This is a genomic window from Caballeronia sp. LZ008 (assembly GCF_031451435.1).
In the GTDB taxonomy this organism is placed as follows: Bacteria; Pseudomonadota; Gammaproteobacteria; order Burkholderiales; family Burkholderiaceae; genus Caballeronia; species Caballeronia zhejiangensis.
Window position 1 is genome coordinate 482,229 of sequence record NZ_JARUXK010000002.1, and the last position, 18,858, is coordinate 501,086.

Below are 18,858 nucleotides of genomic sequence, written 5' to 3' on the forward strand. Positions count from 1 at the left end.
GTCAGCGTCCCAGCGTCGCGAGCAAAGCCTTCGAATCCGATACCGTGCCGAATACGCCGCCCTGCATCAGCACCATGTTGAGCGCGGCGTCGTGGTTGCCCTGATCGGTCGCGCCGCAACAATCCGCGAGAATGGTGCATTCGAAGCCGCGATCGTTCGCTTCGCGCATCGTCGTGTGAACGCAGACATCGGTCGTGATGCCCGTGAGCACCAGATTCACGATGCCGCGCGTGCGCAATACCATTTCGAGGTCCGTTGCGCAGAACGAGCCTTTGCCTGGCTTGTCGATGACGATCTCGCCTTCGATCGGCTTCAGTTCATCGATGATTTCCCAGCCCGGTTCGCCGCGCACGAGTATCTTGCCGCAGGGTCCTTCATCGCCGATGCCGATGCCGTTCGTGCCCGCGCGACGGCTTCTCCATCGCTTGTTGGCGGGCAAATCCGACAGATCGGGACGGTGCCCTTCGCGCGTATGAATGATCGTGAAGCCTTGCTCGCGCATCAGCGTGAGCACGTTCCTGATCGGTTCGATGGGCGCGCGCGTCATCGAGAGGTCATAGCCCATCTTGTCGACATAACCGCCGATGCCGCAAAAGTCGGTCTGCATGTCGATGATGACGAGCGCGGTGTTCTCCGGCCGCAGATTGCCGTCGTAGGGCCACGGATAGGGACGTGCTTCGATGAAGCGGCTCATGTGTTCGACTCCATGAAAATAGGGTTCAACGCGTGAGACTCAGTTCGCCGGGCGCACCCGCGAGCGTGCGGTCGGGACGGCAATTGACGATCATGATGACGAGGGTGAGGACGTAAGGCGCCGCATTGAAAAGGTAGTAACCGCTCGTCACGCCGATGGCCTGCAACGCGGGTCCGAGCGCGCCCGCTGCGCCGAAGATCAGCGCGGCCCACAGGTATCGCAACGGCTGCCAGCGCGCGAAGATGACGAGCGCGACGGCCATCAGGCCTTGTCCGCTCGACAAGCCTTCGTTCCAGCTTCCGGGGTACACCAGCGACAGATACGCGCCGCCTACGCCCGCGAAGAAGCCGCCGACCGTCGTCGCGAGAATGCGAACGCGCGTGATCGGATAACCCATCGCGCGGGCGCTTTCCGCGTTCTCGCCGACGAGACGCAAAGCCATGCCCCAACGCGTATGTCGCAAGCCCCATTGCAACGCGAACGCCAGCGCGACGCCGATGATGAAGAGCGGATTGACATGCAACGCGTTATGCAACTGCGGCGACGAAGCCCAAGCACCGAGATCGATCGATGACAACATCGGCGCTTGCGGCTCGATGAACGGCTTGCCGAGATAGAACGCGAGGCCGGTGCCGTCCAGCATCAGCGCGATGCCGAACGAGATGTCCGACACGCGCGGCTACGAGCACTCGAGACCGTGCAGGCAGCCGAGCAGCAACCCCGCGCAGCCGGCCGCGAGCACGCCGAGCCACGGCGAGCCGGACAGATACGCGGCCGCATAACCGGTCATCGCGCCGGATACGAGAATGCCTTCGAGGCCGAGATTGACGCGCCCGCCCTTCTCCGTCAGACATTCGCCGATGCTCACGAACAAATACGGCGTGCTCACGCGGATGGCGCCCGCGAACAACGACAGCAGCAGCACCGCGACGGGTGAATGTGCGTCAAACATGAGTGCCCTCCAGTCGAACCGACGAGCGCGCGACGGTCATCGCCTGCAGCCTGATGCGCCACGCCGCGAGACGACCGCCCATCGCTTCCCACGCGAGCAGGTTGGCAAAGAGCAGACCTTGCAGGACGAGCGTGGTGGCATCGGGCAGACCCAGGCGGCGTTGCAGAAGCGAACCGCTCGCTTCGATACCGCCGACGAGCACCGCGCACAGAATGATCGCCAACGGGTTCTGACGCGCCGCGAACGCCACGAGAATCCCCGCATAGCCGTAACCCGCCAGCAGCGATGCGTTCGCGCTGCCCTGCACCGCCGCGACTTCGAACATGCCCGCGAGACCGGCCGCCGCGCCGCCCATCGCGCAGGCCGCGATCGCGAGCTTGTTCACCGGCAGCCCGACGAGCTTCGCCGCATGGTTGTTGCCGCCCGCGATGCGCATCGCGAAGCCTTTGGTGCTGTGGCGCACGAAGACCCATGCCGCGACGCACGCGAGCGCCCCCCAGAACAAGCCCCAATGCACATCGAGACCCGGCAACGAACCGATCGAGAACGCGTCGGGAACGGGCGGCGTCGAAGGCTTGTTGAGACTCGCGGGATCGCGCAACGGTCCTTCGACGAGATGCTTGAACAATGCAATCGCGATATACGACATCAACAGACTGCTGATCGTCTCGTTGACGCCGCGCAGTTGCCGCATTGCGCCGACCGCGCCGATCCACACGCCGCCCGCGATCATGCCGGTGAGCGCCATCAACGGAGCGACGACGAACCACGGCATCGCGGCAGGCACGACCGTCGCCACGACCGCCGATGCGAGTCCGCCGAGCGCGAGCGCGCCTTCGCCACCGATCACGATCAGCCCGACCTGCGCAGGCAACGCGACGCACAACGCGGTGAGCATCAGCGGCGCGGCGCGCAGCAACGTGCTCTGCCACGCGAACGACGAGCCGAATGCGCCTTGCGCGATCAGCACGAGCGCATCGTCGGCGGGCTGGCCCTGCACGAGCAGGAATAGCGAGAACAGCACCAGCGTGCCGATGAGCGCGCACAACGTCGGCAAAGCGGGCAATGCGCCCAGCGCCACGCGCGGTAACAGAGGATAGGAACGCATGCCGGCTCCGCGAAGGAATGAATCAGATCTGCCCGACGACGCCCGCGACGAGATAGTTCATGCTTTCCAGCTTGATATCCGTCTGCGCGTAAGCCGTGCCCGATGCGATGGCACTGCCGCCCTTGTTGTCCTTCATCGGGCCTTTGAAGATCACGTAATCGCCCGCGGCCATCTTCGTCTTGATGGCGTCGGCATTGGACTTCGCATCGGCCGTGACTTTCGCGCCGTAGGGCGACATCTTCACGAAGCCTTCCTTCAGGCCGCCGCGCAGAATGTTGGGCTGCGGCTTGCTGGTCTGCGCATCCGTGACGAGTTCCTTGAAAGGCGTCGCCCAGTCCCATTCCGCGCCCGTCAGATAACCCTTCGGCGCAAGCGCGGCCTGACTCGCGTGATAGCCGCAACTCATCGCGCCGCGCTTCTCCGCCGTTTCGATGACGACCTTCGGACCGTCGACGTGACAGGTCAGCACATCGCATCCCTGATCGACGAGACTGTTGGCCGCTTCGGCTTCCTTGACCGGCATCGACCAGTCGCCGGTGAAGATGACGTGCGTGGTGATAGACGGATCCACCGATTGCGCGCCGAGCGTGAACGCATTGATATTGCGCAGCACTTGTGGAATCGGCTTGGCGGCGACGAAACCGAGCTTCTTGCTCTTGCTCACGTGTCCAGCGACGACGCCGTTGAGGTACTGACATTCATCGATATAGCCGAAGTAGCTCGCGATATTCGGCGGATTGCCCTGCTTCCACAAACCGCCGCAATGCGCGAAGCGGACCTTTGGATACTTCGCGGCCATCTTCAGCACATGCGGATCGAAATAGCCGAACGAAGTCGCGAAGATGAGCGTCGCGCCGTCCTGTTCGATCATCGCTTCCATCGTCTTTTGCACGGCCACGGTCTCGGGCACGTTCTCTTCCTCCACCACCTTCACGCCCGGCATCTTCTTGATGATCGCGGCGGCCTGAGCCTGCGCCTGGTTATAGCCGTAATCGCCCTTCGCGCCGACATAGATCACGCCGACGGTGAGATTGCTTGCGCCGAAGGCGAGATCGAAGGGCAGCGCGCTGCCGAGCGCGAGCGCGCCCGCGCCTTGGATGAACTGGCGGCGATTGGTCATGATGTAGCTTCCTGTTTGAGTTGATCGCTGGATGAAGAGACGAGGCTGTGCCGATACGCGCGCCAGCCGCCGAAGGAAGTGATGTCGCGTGCGCCGCTGTCCGGCGCGACGGCGGCCGGTTCGCAGATGAAGCCTTTGACGATGCGGCCATCGGCGGTCGTGACCGTGCCGATACCGAGCGGCGCGGGAATCGCCGCGACGAATGCGCCGAAGGTCCGCATAGGCATCTCCCATATCTCGATGGCGATCGCGGCACCCTCGTTTTCGGTGCGCACGAGTCCGGGCTTCGGCGGCTGCGTATCGGCTAATGCGTAGAGCGTGTAGTGCGGCGACGTCATCGTTTCTTCGATGAACCGCGCGCCCGCCTGCTTCATCTGCCATTCGAGCGGCATGCCGCGCAGATGTGCGCCGACTACGGCGAGCTCGATGCTTGGCTCCTGGATCGGCAGCGGATCGATGCTGGCATCGGAAAGTGCCTGAATCTTCGCGCCCAATGCCGCGAGTCTCCGATCCGCGCCCGCTGGCCCGATGAGCGTGATGCCCGCGGGCAAGCCATCGGCGCGCGGCGGTCCCGGCACGGCGAGCGCGCACAGGTCGAGCAGATTGACGAAGTTCGTATAGACGCCGAGACGGCTGTTCACTTCGACCGGGTTCGCCTGCACTTGCGCGATGGTCGGATGCGTCGGCGTCGTCGGAACGATCAGGATGTCGAACGTTTTGAACAACGCTTCCGCCTCCCGCTTCAGCAGCGTGAGTTCGTATTGCGCGTTGAATGCGTCGGCGGCGGAGAATGCGTCGGCCTTGCCGATCACTTTCGCTACGGTCGGATCGATGTCATCGCGGTTCGTGACGAAGAAATCGCCCAGCGCCGCGCGGCGTTCCGCGACCCACGGACCGTCGTACAGCAACGCGGCCGCGCGTTGCATCGGCGCGAAGGGAAACGTCGCGGGTTCGAGTTGCAGACGATCCAGCGTCGCCGCGAAGGCGTCGGCCGCGTGCGTGTCGCCGAAGAATTCCAGCGTGTCGGGAATTGCGACGCGCGGCGCATCCGGCAGCAAGCCGAGCGCTGCGACGCGGCGCGAATAACCGTCGAGCGCATCGAAAGTGACCATCTGCTGCAGCACGATCCAGGCATCGGCGACGTCGTGCGCGAAGATCGATAGCGTATCGAGACTCTTGCACGCGGGCACGACCCCGCGCTTGCTGACGAGCCCCAGCGACGGCTTCAATCCGACGATGCCGTTGAAACCCGCCGGCACGCGGCCCGAACCGGCGGTATCGGTGCCGAGCGAAAACGCGACGATGCCCTGCGCCACCGTCACCGCCGAACCGGAGCTCGATCCGCCCGACACATATTCCGGATGACTAACTTGTCGCACGGCGCCATGCGGCGAGCGCGTGCCGACGAGCCCGGTCGCGAACTGATCGAGATTCGTCTTGCCGATGAGCATCGCGCCCGCATCGATCAAGCGCTGCACGGCGAACGCCGTTTCGCCGGGCGTATAGGCGAACGCCGGACATGCGGCGGTCGTCGGCAAGCCCGCAATGTCGATGTTGTCCTTCACCGCGAACGGCACGCCGAATAAAGGCTTGCGCTCGAAGATCGCGGGTCCGGCTTCGGCGAGCTCGCGTGCAAGCGACGCTGCCGTCGTTTGCAGATCCGCTGCCGGAACGACGAGCGTCCATGCTTCCGGGCGATCACTCGCTTCGATATGAGCAAGCGTCGCTACGGCGATTCGCTGCGGGTCGGTATCGCCGCGCGCGTATGCATCGAGAAGTGCGCGAACGGTGAACGGTGCGTGATCGTCGGCAGATGCGGTCGCGTTCATGAGTTCAATCTTGAATACAAGTTGAACGCACAATGCACTGTCCGTGCCAGTGACAGATTCCGCCGTTAAATCAACGATTTGGCATCAGCGTCGCGACTTGCGGCGACCGGGCGTGATCCACGCCGGTTCAGCAATGACCCAGCCGTGGTGCGATAAATCCCGCTGACGGTGCAGCGGTCCACGGCTCCGGTGGCGACAGAGTCCGCATTACTGCGTGTCGCCGATTTCCGGCGCGATGGCCGCATGGTTGACGATCGCGACCATCGATATCCCGCCGATCATGTTCCCGAGAAGCGTCGGCAGCAGGAACACGCCGAAGTAATCGCCGATGCTCGCGGCGTGCGTCATCACGGCATACGCGGCCTCGGCCGAACTGGCGATGACGTGCGTCAGCTTGCTCACGCCGACGGTGTAAGTCACGAGCAGGATGGTGAGCAGGCGCGCGGACCGCGCGCTCGGCAAGAGCCAGACCATCAGCGCGATCAGCCAGCCGGCGAAGACGGCGCGTACCAGTGTGACGCCGAAGCCGGCGCTGAAAGGCGCACGCGCGACCTCCGCGAGCGCCGCGTTGACGTCGGGATCGAACACGTCCTTGAACTGCAGAAGCGCGGCGAATACGGCCGTTCCGACGAGATTGGACAACAACACGATAGACCATAGGCGCAGCGTTTTACCCACTGTGCGCAAGTCACGCCGCGTGAGCACGGGCAGCACCGCTGTCAGCGTGCTTTCGGTGAAAAGCTGCTGACGCCCGAGGATGACGAACACGAAGCCGATCGTATATCCCAGGCTTGCAATCAGATGCTGCGATTTGGATGCAGGCAGCTCGCTTTGCAAGATCGCCTGAACGAGAAAGGAGAAACCCATCGAAAGACCGGCCGCGAGCCCGGACCATATGAGCGCCGAGGCCGTGCGCTCCATCGCGGTTTCGCCCTCTTCGCGCACGATTTCGTGGATGACGAGCGCATGCGGCGTCGAATGATCCGCGGCTTGCTCGCGCTGATCGTGGTCGAGGTGGGGCGACTCGGCGCCTGCTTGCGATTCGGACATTGACTCTTCTCCTGAGGCCGCTGCTGCGTGCGTCGTGCACGATGCGATGCGTGCTTACAGCAGATTCGATGCCTGTCGGGCATAGGGCCTGCTGCTGCGACCTCGTTCACCCGAAACAACCGATCCAACCGATACAAGACCGACGATGAAAACCGAGACCTTTTCCCTTGGCGGCTACGACGTCGAGGTATCGACGAAACAAACGCCAACCGGCGACTGGACACCCGAGCTGCGCGTCACCCGCAACGGACGGCCGGTCGCTCTGCCTCGAGTCGAGACGGTCGAACCCAACTGGCTGACGAGCGCGGAAGCGCTGCGCGGCGGCGTCGAACAGGCGCGCCGGCTGATCGATCGATATCTCGCCGGCCACGACAATCAGCACACCGGCGGCGCAATCGGCCATCCGGCGAAGCCCGGCGTCCAGGACAAATGATCTGAATCGCGGCGGCGACGTGCCTGCTTCGAGCGCGACCCGCGATCGTCGCGCGTGTGGCCCTTCGATTGCTCGGCGAGCTTATCCGTCATCCGCAAGCAATCGGGCTTGCAGCGAACGGCCCGCAAGGACCGCAAAATGAAGATCGCACAAGTTGCACCGCTCTATGAAAGCGTTCCCCCCAAAGCCTATGGCGCGACCGAACGCGTCGTTTCGGCGCTGACGGAACAACTCGTCGCGTGGGGTCACGACGTCACATTGTTCGCTGCGGGCGACTCGAAGACCCAGGCGCGCCTTCGCGCGACACATCCGGTGGGACTCTGGCGTGACGAACGCGTGTGGGATACGACGAGCCATCATCTGCGTCAGCTCGACGCCGTCGTGCGCCGCTCCGCGCAGTTCGACCTCGTCCACTTCCACGGCGAGCCGTTTCATCTGCCATTGCAGCGGTATATGTCGTGTCCGTCGCTTACGACCGTGCACGGCCGCCTGCTCGTGCCCGATCACGGTCCGCTCTACGAGGCTTATCCCGATGCGCCGCTCGTTTCCATCTCGGACAGCCAGCGCAAGGACACACCGCACGCCAACTGGATCGGCACCGTGCATCATGGCCTGCCGCTCGATGCCATGCGCTTCTCTCCGAACGGCGGCGACTATCTGCTTTTCGTGGGCCGCATGATGCCCGAGAAGGGAATCGAGCGCGCCGTCGAGATCGCGCGGCGCGCGGGGCTGCCACTCAAGATCGCCGCGGCCGTGCATCCCGGCGAACGCGCGTGGTTCAGGGAAGAGATTTATCCGATGCTGGAGGCCTCGCAATCGTTCGTCGAATATCTCGGCGAAGTGGGCGGCGAGACGCGCCTCGAACTCTTCTCCCACGCGCGTGCGTTGATGTTTCCGATCGGCTGGGAGGAGCCCTTCGGCCTCGTGCTCATCGAGGCGATGGCTTCCGGCACGCCCGCGATCGCTTTCCGGCGCGGTGCGGTGCCGGAGATCGTCGAGCATGGCGTGACGGGTTTCATCGTCGACGATGTCGAACAGGCCGTGCGTGCAGTGCAGAAACTCGGCACCATTCGTCGCAACGATTGCCGGCGCAGCTTCGAGCGGCGCTTCAGCGCCGAGCGCATGACGCGCGATTACCTCGCGATTTATCGCACGCTGCTCGCGGATCCAGCGCGAGGCGGCGAGGAATGGGCACCCGGCGACCCGATGCAGGCATGACGATTGCCGTCCCCGGTTGCATTCACTCGCGTAATTGGCCATGCGCATCGCTCAGGTTTCCACTCTTTATGAGAGCGTGCCGCCGCGACGTTACGGCGGCATAGAGCGCGTCGTGTCCTGGCTCACGGAAGAACTCGTGAAGATGGGACACGACGTCACGCTCTTTGCAAGCGCCGACTCGCGCACACGCGCGAAGCTCGTCGCGAGTTCGGACTGCGCCGTGAGACTGCTCGAAGACACCGCCGATCCGCAAGCCTTCCACTTCGCGATGCTCGAGGACGTCGTGCGCGCGTCCGGCGATTTCGACATCGTGCATTTTCATACGGACTACATGAGCTTTCCGTACGCGCGCCGGCTCGATGCCGCGCACGTTACGACGCTTCACTGGCGGCTCGACGTGCCCGGCCTCGACGCGCTTTACCGGCGTTTCGCCGATGTGCCGCTCGTGTCCATCTCCGATGCGCAGCGCGAGCCGATGCCGTGGGCCGGCTGGACCGCGACCGTGCATCACGGCATGCCCGCGGCGTTGCTGCCGTTTCAGGCGCGGGCGGAACAGCATCTCGCGTTCGTCGGACGTATCGCGCCATCGAAGGGACCGGACGCGGCCATCCGCATCGCGCGGCGGGCGAACGTGCCGCTCAGGATCGCGGCGAAGATCGATGAAGCGGATCGCCCCTACTTCATTCGCGATGTCGAACCGCTCATCGAGGCGCCGCACGTCGAATTCGTCGGCGAACTCGACGATCACGGCAAGCGCGGACTGCTCGGCCATGCCCGCGCGATGCTCTTTCCGATCGCCTGGCCGGAGCCCTTCGGCATCGCGATGATCGAAGCGCTGGCGTGCGGCACGCCGGTCATCGCGTTCGGGCGCGGTTCGGTGCCGGAGATCATCGAGCATGGCGTGAGCGGGTTCATCGTGCGCGACGAGGACGAGGCGGTCGAAGCCGTCGCGCGATTGCCGGAGATCGACCGGCGCGCATGCCGCGCGCGCTTCGAGCAGTTTTTCACGGCGGAGCGCATGGCGCGTGCTTATGTCGAGGTCTACGAGCGGCTCGTGCGCGAGCGCACCGCGCGGCTCACATTGACGGAGGTTTGAATGCGCTGCATGGTGCTTGCAAGCGATTACGACGGCACGCTGGCGCAGCATGGCCGCGTCGATGAAGCGACGTGGCGCGCCGTCGACCGGCTGCGCGAATCCGGCCGCCATATGGTGCTCGTCACCGGCCGCGAACTCGACGATCTGCTGAGTCTGTGCGACGGCATCGACCGGTTTTCGTATGTGGTCGCGGAGAACGGCGGCGTGCTCTATCACCCGGCGACGCGCGAACGCACGCTTCTCGCGCCGCCGCCGCCCGCCGCGTTCGTCGAAGCGATGCGGCAACGCGGCGTGAAGCACCTGAGCGTGAGCGAGACGCTCGTCGCCACATCACGCCCGTACGACGAACAGGCGCACGAAGCGATCCGCGAACTCGGCCTCGATCTGCACGTCGTGTTCAACGGCGACGCGGTGATGATTCTCGCGCCCGGCATCAGCAAGGCGACGGGGCTCGATGCCGCCCTCGATGCGATGGCGTTCTCGCCGCGCAATGCCGTCGGCGTCGGCGATGCGCAGAACGATCATCCGCTGCTGGACGCGTGCGAGTTCGGCGCCGCGGTCGGCAACGCGCTCGATGTGCTGAAGGCGCACGCGGATATCTGTCTCGAAGGCGTCGCCGGGGCGGCCGTCGCGGAACTCATCGACAAGATTCTGGCCGACGACCTCGCACACCTGAGCCGACGCGACGCGCGGCACAACCTGCTGATCGGGCATCGCACCGTAAGCGGCGATGGCGGCGATGGTGACGATGAAGACACCGCCGAAACGCTCGAACAGCAAGGCACCGTCGCGCTGCTCGCCGGGCAGTCGGGCGGCGGCAAGTCGACCTTGTTGACCGGACTCATGGAGCGTCTGTGCGCGGCGGGATATCAGTTCTGCGCGCTCGATCCGGAAGGCGATTTCGACAACCTCGAAAAGACGCTCGCCATCGGCAATGCGGAGCACGCGCCCAAAGGCGACGACATCATGAAGTTGCTGCGTCAGCCGCGCCAGCCTGTCGTCGCGAATCTGATGCACGTTGCGTTCGCCGAGCGGCCTTCGTACTGCGCCGAACTGCTCGCCGAGCTGCAATCGACGCGCGCGCTCAACGGGCGGCCGCACTGGATATTGTTCGACGAGGCGCATCAGCTTTTCCCGAACGCCGCGAACGCCGCCGACGAAACCCTGCCGGAGCAACTCGGCCCGGCCATCTTCGCGACGGTGCATCCGAACGCGATCTCGCAGCGCGTGCTCGAACGCGTCAACGTGTTCATCGGCGCAGGTCCCGGCGCCTGGGAAGCGCTCGAGGAGTTCGCGCGCGCCGCGGGCATCGCGATGCCGCGCCGGCTATCGGGCGCGCCCGAAGTCGGTCAGGCGCTCGTCTGGCGGCGCGAGCCGCTCAGCGGCGACGCCTGGGGCGATCCGCGCATCGTTCGCGTGGAGCCGGCCAAAACGCAGCGTCGCCGTCATGTGCGCAAATATGCGGCGGGCATGCTTATCCCCGAGCGCAGTTTCTACTTTCGCGGGCCGGAGAATCGGCTCAAGCTGCGCGCGCACAACCTCACGCTTTTCCTCGAACTGGCCGATGGCGTCGATGAAGACACATGGCTCTTTCATCTGCGGCGCGGCGACTATTCGACGTGGTTCCGCGATGTAATCGGCGACGCCGAACTCGCCGACGAAACCGCCGCCGTCGAGCGCGAACATCGGGATTCCGCCGAGGAGAGCCTCGCTGCGATCACCCGTCTCGTGCAGGTGCGCTATACGCAGCCCGAGAATCCGGTGTTGCCGAACGTGCTCGCGCCTGGCGCGAAGGGCGGCGAACGAACGCCGCCATGAGAACCGGCTTGCAAGCGTCGCTCCCTTCGAGCGCGCGACCGCATCGCACGATCAGTCTTCTTCGAAGAGATGCCGGTACTGATGCGGCTGCGAGCGCAGATACTGCTTCGGCGCGCGCACCTGTGCGCCCAGCTCCGCCGCGGCGTGCCACGGCCAGCGCGGGTCGTACAGGGCCGTGCGCGCGAGCGCGATCATGTCGGCATCGCCGGTTCCGACGATGGCCTCCGCCTGTTCGATGCCCGTGATCAGCCCGACCGCGATGACCGGCATCCCGACCGCCTGCTTCACGGCGCGCGCGAGCGGCACCTGATAGCTCGGCCCGACCGGAATCTTCTGCGCCGGATGAAGCCCGCCGCTCGATACGTGAACGGCATCGCAGCCGCGCGCTTCGAGCGCTTTGGCGAATGCGACGGTCTGCTCGATGTCCCAGCCGCCTTCGACCCAATCGGTGCCGGACACGCGGATCGTCACCGGCCGCTCGGCGGGAAATGCGGCGCGCACGGCGTCGAACACTTCGAGCGGAAAACGCATGCGGTTCTCGAGCGAACCGCCGTATTCATCGTCGCGCCGGTTCGACAACGGCGACAAGAACTGATGCAGCAAGTAGCCATGCGCCGCGTGGATCTGAATGAGATCGATGCCGAGACGCGCCGCGCGCGTGGCGGCCGCCGTGAACGCATCGCGGATGCGCGCGAGTCCGGCCGCATCGAGCGCGACCGGCGGCGCTTCACCGTCCTCATAGGCGACGCTCGAAGGCGCTTCGGTCTGCCAGCCATGCGCGTGATCGGCTGAAATCTGGGCGCCGCCTTCCCACGGCACATCGGTCGATGCCTTGCGTCCCGCGTGACTCAACTGGATCGCGACCGGCATGTCCGACCATCGCCGGATGCCGTTGAGCGTGCGCTTCAGCGCCGCTTCGGTTTCGTCGTTCCAGAGACCGACATCCGCATATGTGATGCGTCCCTCCGGCAGCACGGCCGTTGCTTCGATGGTGAGCAAGGCCGCGCCGGACAGCGCGAGCTGACCGAGATGAATCAGATGCCAGTCGTTCATGCAGCCGTCTTCGGCGGAGTACTGGCACATCGGCGCGATCACGATGCGATTGGCGAGGGTCAGATTGCGCAAGCGCGCAGGTTGGAACAGTGCAGGCTGTGACATGGACAGGTTCCTTGGCGGTTGTGACGTCGCGAGGGGCGCGACCCATGCCGTCGCCAGCAATGGCTATTCCGTGCGACATTCAAGCCGGGCGCGCGGACATCACAGCAGCTTCGACAACACAGGCAGCAGAACGGGCACGACGAACGCGGTAAACACGCCGTTCAGCCCCATGCCGAGGCCGGCGAACGCGCCCATCTCTTCGCTGACCTGAAAGGCGCGCGCCGTGCCGATGCCATGCGACGCCACGCCGAGCGCGAAGCCGCGCGCCTCGACGTCGGAAACGCGCAGCACATTGAGGATACCCCGCGCGGTGACGGCGCCGAACACGCCCGTCGTGATGACGAGCACCGCCGTCAGCGAAGGCACGCCGCCGATCTCCTTCGCCACGGCCATCGCGATGGGCGTCGTCGCGGACTTCGGCGCGAGCGAGGCAATCGACTGACGCGACGCCCCGAGCAAGGCCGCCACGGACACGGCGGATACGATCGCGGTCAGCGAGCCGGCGGCGAGACTCACGAGAATCGGCCACGCGAGCCGCTTCAGATTCGCCCACTGCCGATAAAGCGGCAACGCCAGCGCGACCGTGGCCGGCCCGAGCAGAAAATGCACGAACTGCGCGCCGTCGAAATACGTTTCGTAGGCCGTGCCGCTCGTCTTGAGCACCACGACGACGATGGCCACCGAAATCAGCACCGGATTGGCGAGCGGATTGAAGCGGCACGCCGCGTAGATGCGCTGCGCGATGAGGTACGCGAGCAGCGTGATGGTAAGGCCGAGCAGCGGCGTGGCCGCCAGATAGACCCAGATCGCTCCGAAGTGCGGCACCGGGATCATGTGCGGTCTCCGTGTTCATGGGCGACGCGGCGGCGGCCGCGCAGCATCGCACGCATGACGAGCGCGGTGACGGCGATCGCGAGTGTGGTACTGACTGCAACGGAGAACACGACGGCAAGCACGTCGCCGCGCAGCGCATGCGCCGAAACCATGATGCCGACGCCCGCCGGCACGAACAGCAGAGACAGGTGCCGGAGCAGTTCGAGCGCCGTGGGTTCGAGCGTGGCCGCGGCGGCCGGACGCAATGCGCAGTATCCGGCGAGCAGAAGCATGCCGATGACCGGGCCGGGCACCGGCAGGCTGAAGAGATAGGAAAGCCCTTCTCCGAGACACTGGAAAACGAGCAATGTAGCAATTGCGGCGAGCATGGGAAAAACTCCTGGTGCGTGCGATGTTCATGCCTTCTTTCGGCAGCGGACGAAGCGTACCCGAGATGCTCGGGAAGCGCGTGACTCGCCCGCACATCGGGCACGGGCTGGTCGATCCATCTGCCCCGCTTGATGCGACTTTGTGCAAAAAAAAGGCCCGCCTGAAAACGGCGGGCTGAAGCCACGGAAGATAACGCGCCATTCAAGGCGCGCTTAAAGTATCGCGCTTTATTTTCATGTCGCAACAGTACGAAGGGCATCCTAACTATTCGTCGTCATGCCACGAACATGCGCGGCATGACGATTGCGAGTCATCGGGCAGCGCGAAGCGCGATTGCTTCGCTCATCCGTTCACATCGATCCGGGAGACACCATGGCTCAACCGACCGAACACCTGCTCGACTGGCTTCGCGACGCGCACGCGATGGAACAGCAAGCCGAGCAAATGCTGCGCGCGCAGTCCGGGCGCCTCGAGCACTATCCGCAACTGAAGGCGCGTATCGATCAGCATCTGGAAGAAACGCTGGACCAGCAGAAGATCGTCGCCGCGTGCATCGAGCGGCTCGGCGGCAGCACATCGACGGTCAAGGATCTTGCCGCCAAGATGATGGCCTTCGCGCAAGCGGCGGGCGGCATGACGATGACCGACGAAGTCGTGAAAGGCGCCATCATGAGCTATGTATTCGAGAACATGGAGATCGCGTCCTACACCTCGCTGATTGCGGCAGCGACGCGCTGCGGCGATGCCGAAACCCGGGCCGCGTGCGAACGGATCCTGCCTCAGGAGCAGGCAATGGCGCAATGGCTGCTCGAACACATCCCTTCCATCTCGACCGAATATCTCGACCGCTCGGCATCCGGTCAGGAAGCGAAGAAATAAGCCTTGCATAAGGCTTCGACATGTTCGTTCATCCAGTCGTCATACCTAGCCGGAACACACCATGAGCCAGTATCCCGCGACCGACAACCAGCAAGCGAAGGGCCACTCGCTTGCCCGTGGACTCGCATTCTTCAGTCTCGCATTGGGAACCGCCCAACTGCTTGCGCCCCGTACCGTCGCACGCATGTCCGGCCTGCGCGTCAGCCCTGGCCTCGTCAGGCTGTATGGGCTGAGAGAGATTGCCTGCGGCATCGGCATACTTTCGTCGCGCGATCCGTCTCCGTATCTGATGGCGCGCATCGGCGGCGACGCGCTCGATCTGATGACCGTGGCGACGGCGCCACGCGAACGCCGGCAAGGCGCGCACACGCGTGCGCTCGGCGCCTTGCTCAACGTCGCGGGCGTCACCGCGCTCGATGCGCGCGCGGTGACTTCGCTGTCCGATGACCGGGCGCGGCAGCGCAGCGAACGCTCGGAGCATTACGCCCAGCTTTATCTTGACCGCACGGGCTTTCCGCGTCCGGCGGACGAGATGCGTGGCGCAGCGCGAAGCGATGGCAACGGCGCCTGAGTGCGGAGTCGGCAATGCATGCGCTCGTCACGCTGATGGAATAACGCTTGCTCGATCTCACTACCTTCAGCCAATCGAGCGATCACCATGACCCACTTCTTCATGCCTGCATCGCAGTACACAGCGCGTCTGCCGCTGCTTCAATGGTTGTCGGCTCCCGACGAGGATGCCGACGACGATCTCGACGACGTCCTCGACGAAACCGGCGAGATCACCAACCGCAGCAATGGCAAGAGCGGCACCGATACCACGGCGGAACCCGATCCCAAGCCGGACAACCATCAGGCATCGACGAGGCAATCATGACCGACGAACAGACGCCGCAGCATATCGAAGGGCAGCCGGTGCCGGGACACACCGAGAACATCCCGGCGAACCCGAAGGAGCCGGCGCCGCGCGGCCCCAACGAGGATCGCGCGCCGGACGCCGGTCCCGCTACCAAGCCGGGAACACCGCCGGGCACGCAAAGCGAAGGCGACCGCCTGAAGTCACCCGACTGACATCGGCGCTGCCGGTCGAACGCAGCGCCATTTGACTCGATAAGTCCATGAGGAGCACGCCATGAACCGAACCATCACGATCAGGGCCATGTTGATCGCCGCAGTGACGGCGTCCGTCTGCTTGACGTCGGGCTGCAACCGCAATACGAGCGGCGGAAGCACCGCGGCAAGCGACAGCGCAGGGTCATCCGCGCCGGCTGCCGCCAGCTTCCCGGCGACCGCCGCCAGCGACGCACCCGCGGGTGCGAGCCAGTAAGCGAACAGGTACGACTGGCGAGGCGGCGTCGCGCCGCGCATTGCCAGGTCGGCTTCGCCCGCGCCGGGGTTGACCGGCTTCGCCGTCGGTCGGATGCGGTGCGGGTAAGTCGTCGATTGCTGGGTAATTGCATCGGCATCCGAAATATTCACATCGCGAGAACGTCGCCGCCCTCTTCCAGTCGATTACCCGATACCCTATTCTCCCGGTGCCATCGACATATCGGGCGTACCCGCCGACGTCGAGCGCGCTTTGGCATCCGTCGAATTTACCTCTCTCGGCATGTCCCCCGGAACTCGATTCCAAGGGCTCGATACCGGCTCACTGTGATACGTCATGCCCGACGTGGCGGCACCGTGAGATCCGCCGCTGCCATTTCCACCGTTGCCATTACCAGCTGCAACTGCCGAGCTTGCAACTAACAACGTCGCGATGGAAACCGACAACGCAAGGGTTCTACGGACATCGAGTTGGTGAAGCATGGGAGTTCTCCAATCTTGTTCAGATTCAAGTAAGTTTTACGGCGTCGGCCACAAATCTACCGACGTATCAGTCAATACGAACGCTCGCCAAACACAGACGCACGGCTTCAAGAAAATCGTGCGAGCAAACAAAAGAATCCATGACGCCGTATCTATCCGGCCCTTAAACACGTCGACGACCGCCGCGCCAACGGTAAGTTTGACGTCGTACGAACATCTGAATAGACTTCGCCTTCGCGCCCCGCCCCGAAGTCCCATGATTGCCCATCAGGAAACATCTGTCCCGGACAGCACTGCGCTCGATATCCCCGTTCCGCCACGCGACTTTGGCGTGACCCGGCGCATGCTGCTCGCCGTGCTTGCAGCATCAATCATCACACCATTGCTTTTTCTCGCCACGTACGGTTATTTCGGTTTTCAAACCAGAATCGCGGATTCGACTGAAGGAATCGACAGACTCTCGCGAGTTGCCGAGGAGCAGGCCGTAAAAGTCCTCGACGTGAATCAGGAGGTATCGCTTCGAATCATGGCCTTTCTCGGTGACGACGGGGATGTCCCACTTCGCGCGCGACAGCAATCTGTTCATCGCTTTCTGAGGCAAACCGCCGAGCGGGTGCCATCGGTTTTCTCGATTGCTGTCTTTGGCCGGAAAGGAAATTTGCTTGCCAGCAGCAGCACCTATCCGGTCGGCCTTCAATCGATTGGAGACCGCTCGGATATCTGGTCTGCACGCCATGCCGCTTCTGCGGCAGTTGGCATGCTGCGGCCCGAACAAATATCCGACCCGGCTCGGGACGTTTTCGATGTGACGTTCCCTCGATACGACTCGAGTGGCCAGTATCTCGGTGTCTTGGCCATATCCCTTCGACGCGATTATTTCTCGTCGTTCTACGACCGGCTGACCGCACATGACCGGGCTTTGACGGTCGGGCTTTTCCGAAGCGACGGTACTACGCTCGTTCGATTTCCCGAGCCAAAAGCGCGACGCGCACCGACAAGCAGTCAACCCTTGCTGGAAGCTATTCAGGCTAATCGGCAAAGCGGACGTCTCAGGGGTTTCTCGACGCTCGACGGCGTCGAGAAGCTCCTGGTGTATCGAGAGGTCGGCTCATACCCGCTTTACGTGACCTCCGGAATCCCGGTCTCGACGGTTACATACAGATGGTTGCGACACGACGGTCTGATTGCCATTGCGACGCTGGTTCCATGCGTAGGCATCTGGTTTCTGGTCGTGTTCAGTTTGAGCCGTCTGAAACGTGAACGAACGGCGTGGGACAGATGGAAAGCCGAGTTCGGGATGCGCGTTTCCGCGGAAGCAACAAGCCGTCAGATGAAGCGTATGGGCGCACTCGGCAATCTCGTGGCAAACGTCGCGCATGACTTCAACAATCTCCTCATGGTGGTCAAGGCGAACATGGAACTGGCCCGTCGCAAGCACTTCAACGGACTGGAGAAAGAAGTCATCGCAGTGGAACGGGCTTCCGCTTCGGCGGAGGTCCTGGCAAGGCGGCTACTCAGCGTCGCTCGCAAGCAACCGCTGCGTGAGGAGTTCGTGGATGTCAAAGATTGGCTCGAACGGGAAGCCTCTCTGATTCAGATGTCGCTCAATGAGCGCATCCGCTTTCACATCAGGTCTTCTGACGAAATCTGGCCAATCTACGTTGACCAAACCGAACTTCAATCGGCGCTGATAAACCTTGCGGTGAATGCCAGGGATGCAATGCCCGGCGGCGGCGACTTTACCATTCGCACCAGGAATATCACGCTCGATACTTCGAAAGGAAGCCTGAAGCCCGGTGACTATGTTGTCATCGCTTGTTCCGATACCGGCGTCGGAATGCCGGCATCAGTGATGCAACGCGCATTCGAGCCGCTTTTTACGACCAAAGCCGCGAACGCTGGCACGGGGCTCGGCCTTGCGCAGGTCATCGCGATGTGCGAGCAGGCGCGCGGAACAGCACGTATCGAGAGCGAGGAAGGTAAAGGAACGACCGTGTCGCTCATTCTTCCCCGTGGCTCCGGGCAGGCCGAAGCCAAAGCCAAAGCGACGACCGTGTCTCCCTCACCACCCGTCACCGTGACGGAGGCGACCAAGGGTTCCATTTTGCTGGTCGAAGACAACGAGGAAGTGGCCGCGGGACTTTCGGCCGTACTGGAGGTGTTCGGCTGGCAATCCCGACACGAACTCACCGGAGATGCAGCGTTAGGTCTGCTGGAGGACGGCGCGAAGTTCGATCTCATTCTCTCCGACATTCAAATGCCTGGGCTCAACAACGGAATCGATGTTGCGGAAAAAGTGCGGCGGAAATGGCCGAAGCAGGCTATTGCGCTGATGACCGGCTATGCCGATGAGTTCGAACGAGCAAAAAACGCCGGTGTAACGATTCTTTCCAAGCCCTTCAACATCGACGACCTTCAGGCTTTGCTGCAGAGCGTAGCACCCGCGATCAGGTGATTCGTCACTCTCGCCCCATCGCCGCCAACGCGATGA

At 63.7% G+C, this 18,858-nt stretch carries 18 protein-coding genes and 1 pseudogene; 9 read left to right on the forward strand and 10 right to left on the reverse strand.

The window, feature by feature from the left end:
- Position 1: 1 nt before the first annotated feature.
- From QCE49_RS16590 to QCE49_RS16615, 6 genes and pseudogenes are all read right to left on the reverse strand, one after another.
- Positions 2-694: a cysteine hydrolase family protein gene (locus tag QCE49_RS16590; RefSeq protein WP_008346673.1), complete on the reverse strand. Its 693-nt coding sequence runs from the start codon at positions 692-694 to the stop codon at positions 2-4.
- A 25-nt stretch (positions 695-719) separates the two neighbouring features.
- A pseudogene (locus QCE49_RS16595) lies at positions 720-1,646 on the reverse strand (ABC transporter permease).
- Positions 1,639-2,754 (reverse strand): ABC transporter permease, encoded by a 1,116-nt coding sequence (locus QCE49_RS16600; protein WP_250456937.1) that lies wholly within the window; start codon positions 2,752-2,754, stop codon positions 1,639-1,641. Before QCE49_RS16600 ends, QCE49_RS16595 begins: the two are co-directional and overlap by 8 nt.
- A gap of 22 nt (positions 2,755-2,776) precedes the next feature.
- Complete coding sequence (locus QCE49_RS16605; RefSeq protein ID WP_008346678.1) at positions 2,777-3,874, reverse strand: BMP family ABC transporter substrate-binding protein; 1,098 nt, start codon at positions 3,872-3,874, stop codon at positions 2,777-2,779.
- Entirely contained in the window at positions 3,871-5,703 is a 1,833-nt protein-coding gene (gene atzF, locus QCE49_RS16610) for an allophanate hydrolase (protein WP_250456938.1), read from the reverse strand. The genes QCE49_RS16605 and atzF overlap by 4 nt, the downstream gene beginning before the upstream one ends.
- 207 nt (positions 5,704-5,910) lie before the next feature.
- Positions 5,911-6,753 carry a formate/nitrite transporter family protein gene (locus tag QCE49_RS16615; RefSeq protein WP_008346682.1) on the reverse strand — a complete coding sequence of 281 codons (843 nt, stop codon included), beginning with the start codon at positions 6,751-6,753 and terminating at the stop codon, positions 5,911-5,913.
- A gap of 145 nt (positions 6,754-6,898) precedes the next feature.
- Between QCE49_RS16615 and QCE49_RS16620 the strand changes: the two genes are divergently transcribed.
- From QCE49_RS16620 to QCE49_RS16635, 4 genes are all read left to right on the forward strand, one after another.
- Entirely contained in the window at positions 6,899-7,186 is a 288-nt protein-coding gene (locus QCE49_RS16620) for a DUF6566 family protein (protein ID WP_008346683.1), read from the forward strand.
- 138 nt (positions 7,187-7,324) lie between these two features.
- Positions 7,325-8,404 carry a glycosyltransferase family 4 protein gene (locus QCE49_RS16625; RefSeq protein ID WP_250456939.1) on the forward strand — a complete coding sequence of 360 codons (1,080 nt, stop codon included), beginning with the start codon at positions 7,325-7,327 and terminating at the stop codon, positions 8,402-8,404.
- Between the two features lie 40 nt (positions 8,405-8,444).
- Positions 8,445-9,500, forward strand: a complete 1,056-nt coding sequence (locus tag QCE49_RS16630; protein WP_250456940.1) for a glycosyltransferase family 4 protein — start codon at positions 8,445-8,447, stop codon at positions 9,498-9,500.
- Positions 9,501-11,318, forward strand: coding sequence for an HAD-IIB family hydrolase (locus QCE49_RS16635; RefSeq protein ID WP_250456941.1), 1,818 nt, complete (start codon positions 9,501-9,503; stop codon positions 11,316-11,318).
- 51 nt (positions 11,319-11,369) lie between these two features.
- On the opposite strand, the gene QCE49_RS16640 is transcribed toward QCE49_RS16635, so the two are convergent.
- The 3 genes from QCE49_RS16640 to QCE49_RS16650 all read right to left on the reverse strand — a co-directional run bounded on the left by QCE49_RS16640 (position 11,370) and on the right by QCE49_RS16650 (position 13,678).
- A complete protein-coding gene (locus QCE49_RS16640; protein WP_250456942.1) occupies positions 11,370-12,476 on the reverse strand; it encodes an NADH:flavin oxidoreductase/NADH oxidase in 1,107 nt (368 codons plus the stop codon).
- Between the two features lie 99 nt (positions 12,477-12,575).
- Entirely contained in the window at positions 12,576-13,310 is a 735-nt protein-coding gene (locus QCE49_RS16645) for an LrgB family protein (protein WP_008346692.1), read from the reverse strand.
- Positions 13,307-13,678, reverse strand: a complete 372-nt coding sequence (locus QCE49_RS16650) for a CidA/LrgA family protein (protein WP_008346694.1) — start codon at positions 13,676-13,678, stop codon at positions 13,307-13,309. Before QCE49_RS16650 ends, QCE49_RS16645 begins: the two co-directional genes overlap by 4 nt.
- A 373-nt stretch (positions 13,679-14,051) precedes the next feature.
- Here QCE49_RS16650 and QCE49_RS16655 point away from each other — a divergent pair, with 373 nt between their 5' ends.
- The 4 genes from QCE49_RS16655 to QCE49_RS16670 all read left to right on the forward strand — a co-directional run bounded on the left by QCE49_RS16655 (position 14,052) and on the right by QCE49_RS16670 (position 15,629).
- Positions 14,052-14,558 (forward strand): ferritin-like domain-containing protein, encoded by a 507-nt coding sequence (locus tag QCE49_RS16655; protein WP_008346696.1) that lies wholly within the window; start codon positions 14,052-14,054, stop codon positions 14,556-14,558.
- A gap of 61 nt (positions 14,559-14,619) precedes the next feature.
- Positions 14,620-15,129 (forward strand): hypothetical protein, encoded by a 510-nt coding sequence (locus QCE49_RS16660; protein ID WP_008346698.1) that lies wholly within the window; start codon positions 14,620-14,622, stop codon positions 15,127-15,129.
- 87 nt (positions 15,130-15,216) lie between these two features.
- Positions 15,217-15,435: a hypothetical protein gene (locus QCE49_RS16665; RefSeq protein ID WP_250456943.1), complete on the forward strand. Its 219-nt coding sequence runs from the start codon at positions 15,217-15,219 to the stop codon at positions 15,433-15,435.
- On the forward strand, positions 15,432-15,629 hold the full coding sequence (locus QCE49_RS16670; protein ID WP_008346702.1) for a hypothetical protein: 198 nt from the start codon (positions 15,432-15,434) through the stop codon (positions 15,627-15,629). The genes QCE49_RS16665 and QCE49_RS16670 overlap by 4 nt, the downstream gene beginning before the upstream one ends.
- Here the strand turns inward: QCE49_RS16670 and QCE49_RS16675 are convergent.
- Positions 15,618-16,037, reverse strand: coding sequence for a hypothetical protein (locus QCE49_RS16675; protein WP_250456944.1), 420 nt, complete (start codon positions 16,035-16,037; stop codon positions 15,618-15,620). The two genes, QCE49_RS16670 and QCE49_RS16675, sit on opposite strands and share 12 nt — an antisense overlap.
- Before the next feature lie 586 nt (positions 16,038-16,623).
- Here QCE49_RS16675 and QCE49_RS16680 point away from each other — a divergent pair.
- Positions 16,624-18,822 carry a hybrid sensor histidine kinase/response regulator gene (locus QCE49_RS16680; RefSeq protein WP_250456945.1) on the forward strand — a complete coding sequence of 733 codons (2,199 nt, stop codon included), beginning with the start codon at positions 16,624-16,626 and terminating at the stop codon, positions 18,820-18,822.
- Positions 18,823-18,858: the final 36 nt, after the last annotated feature.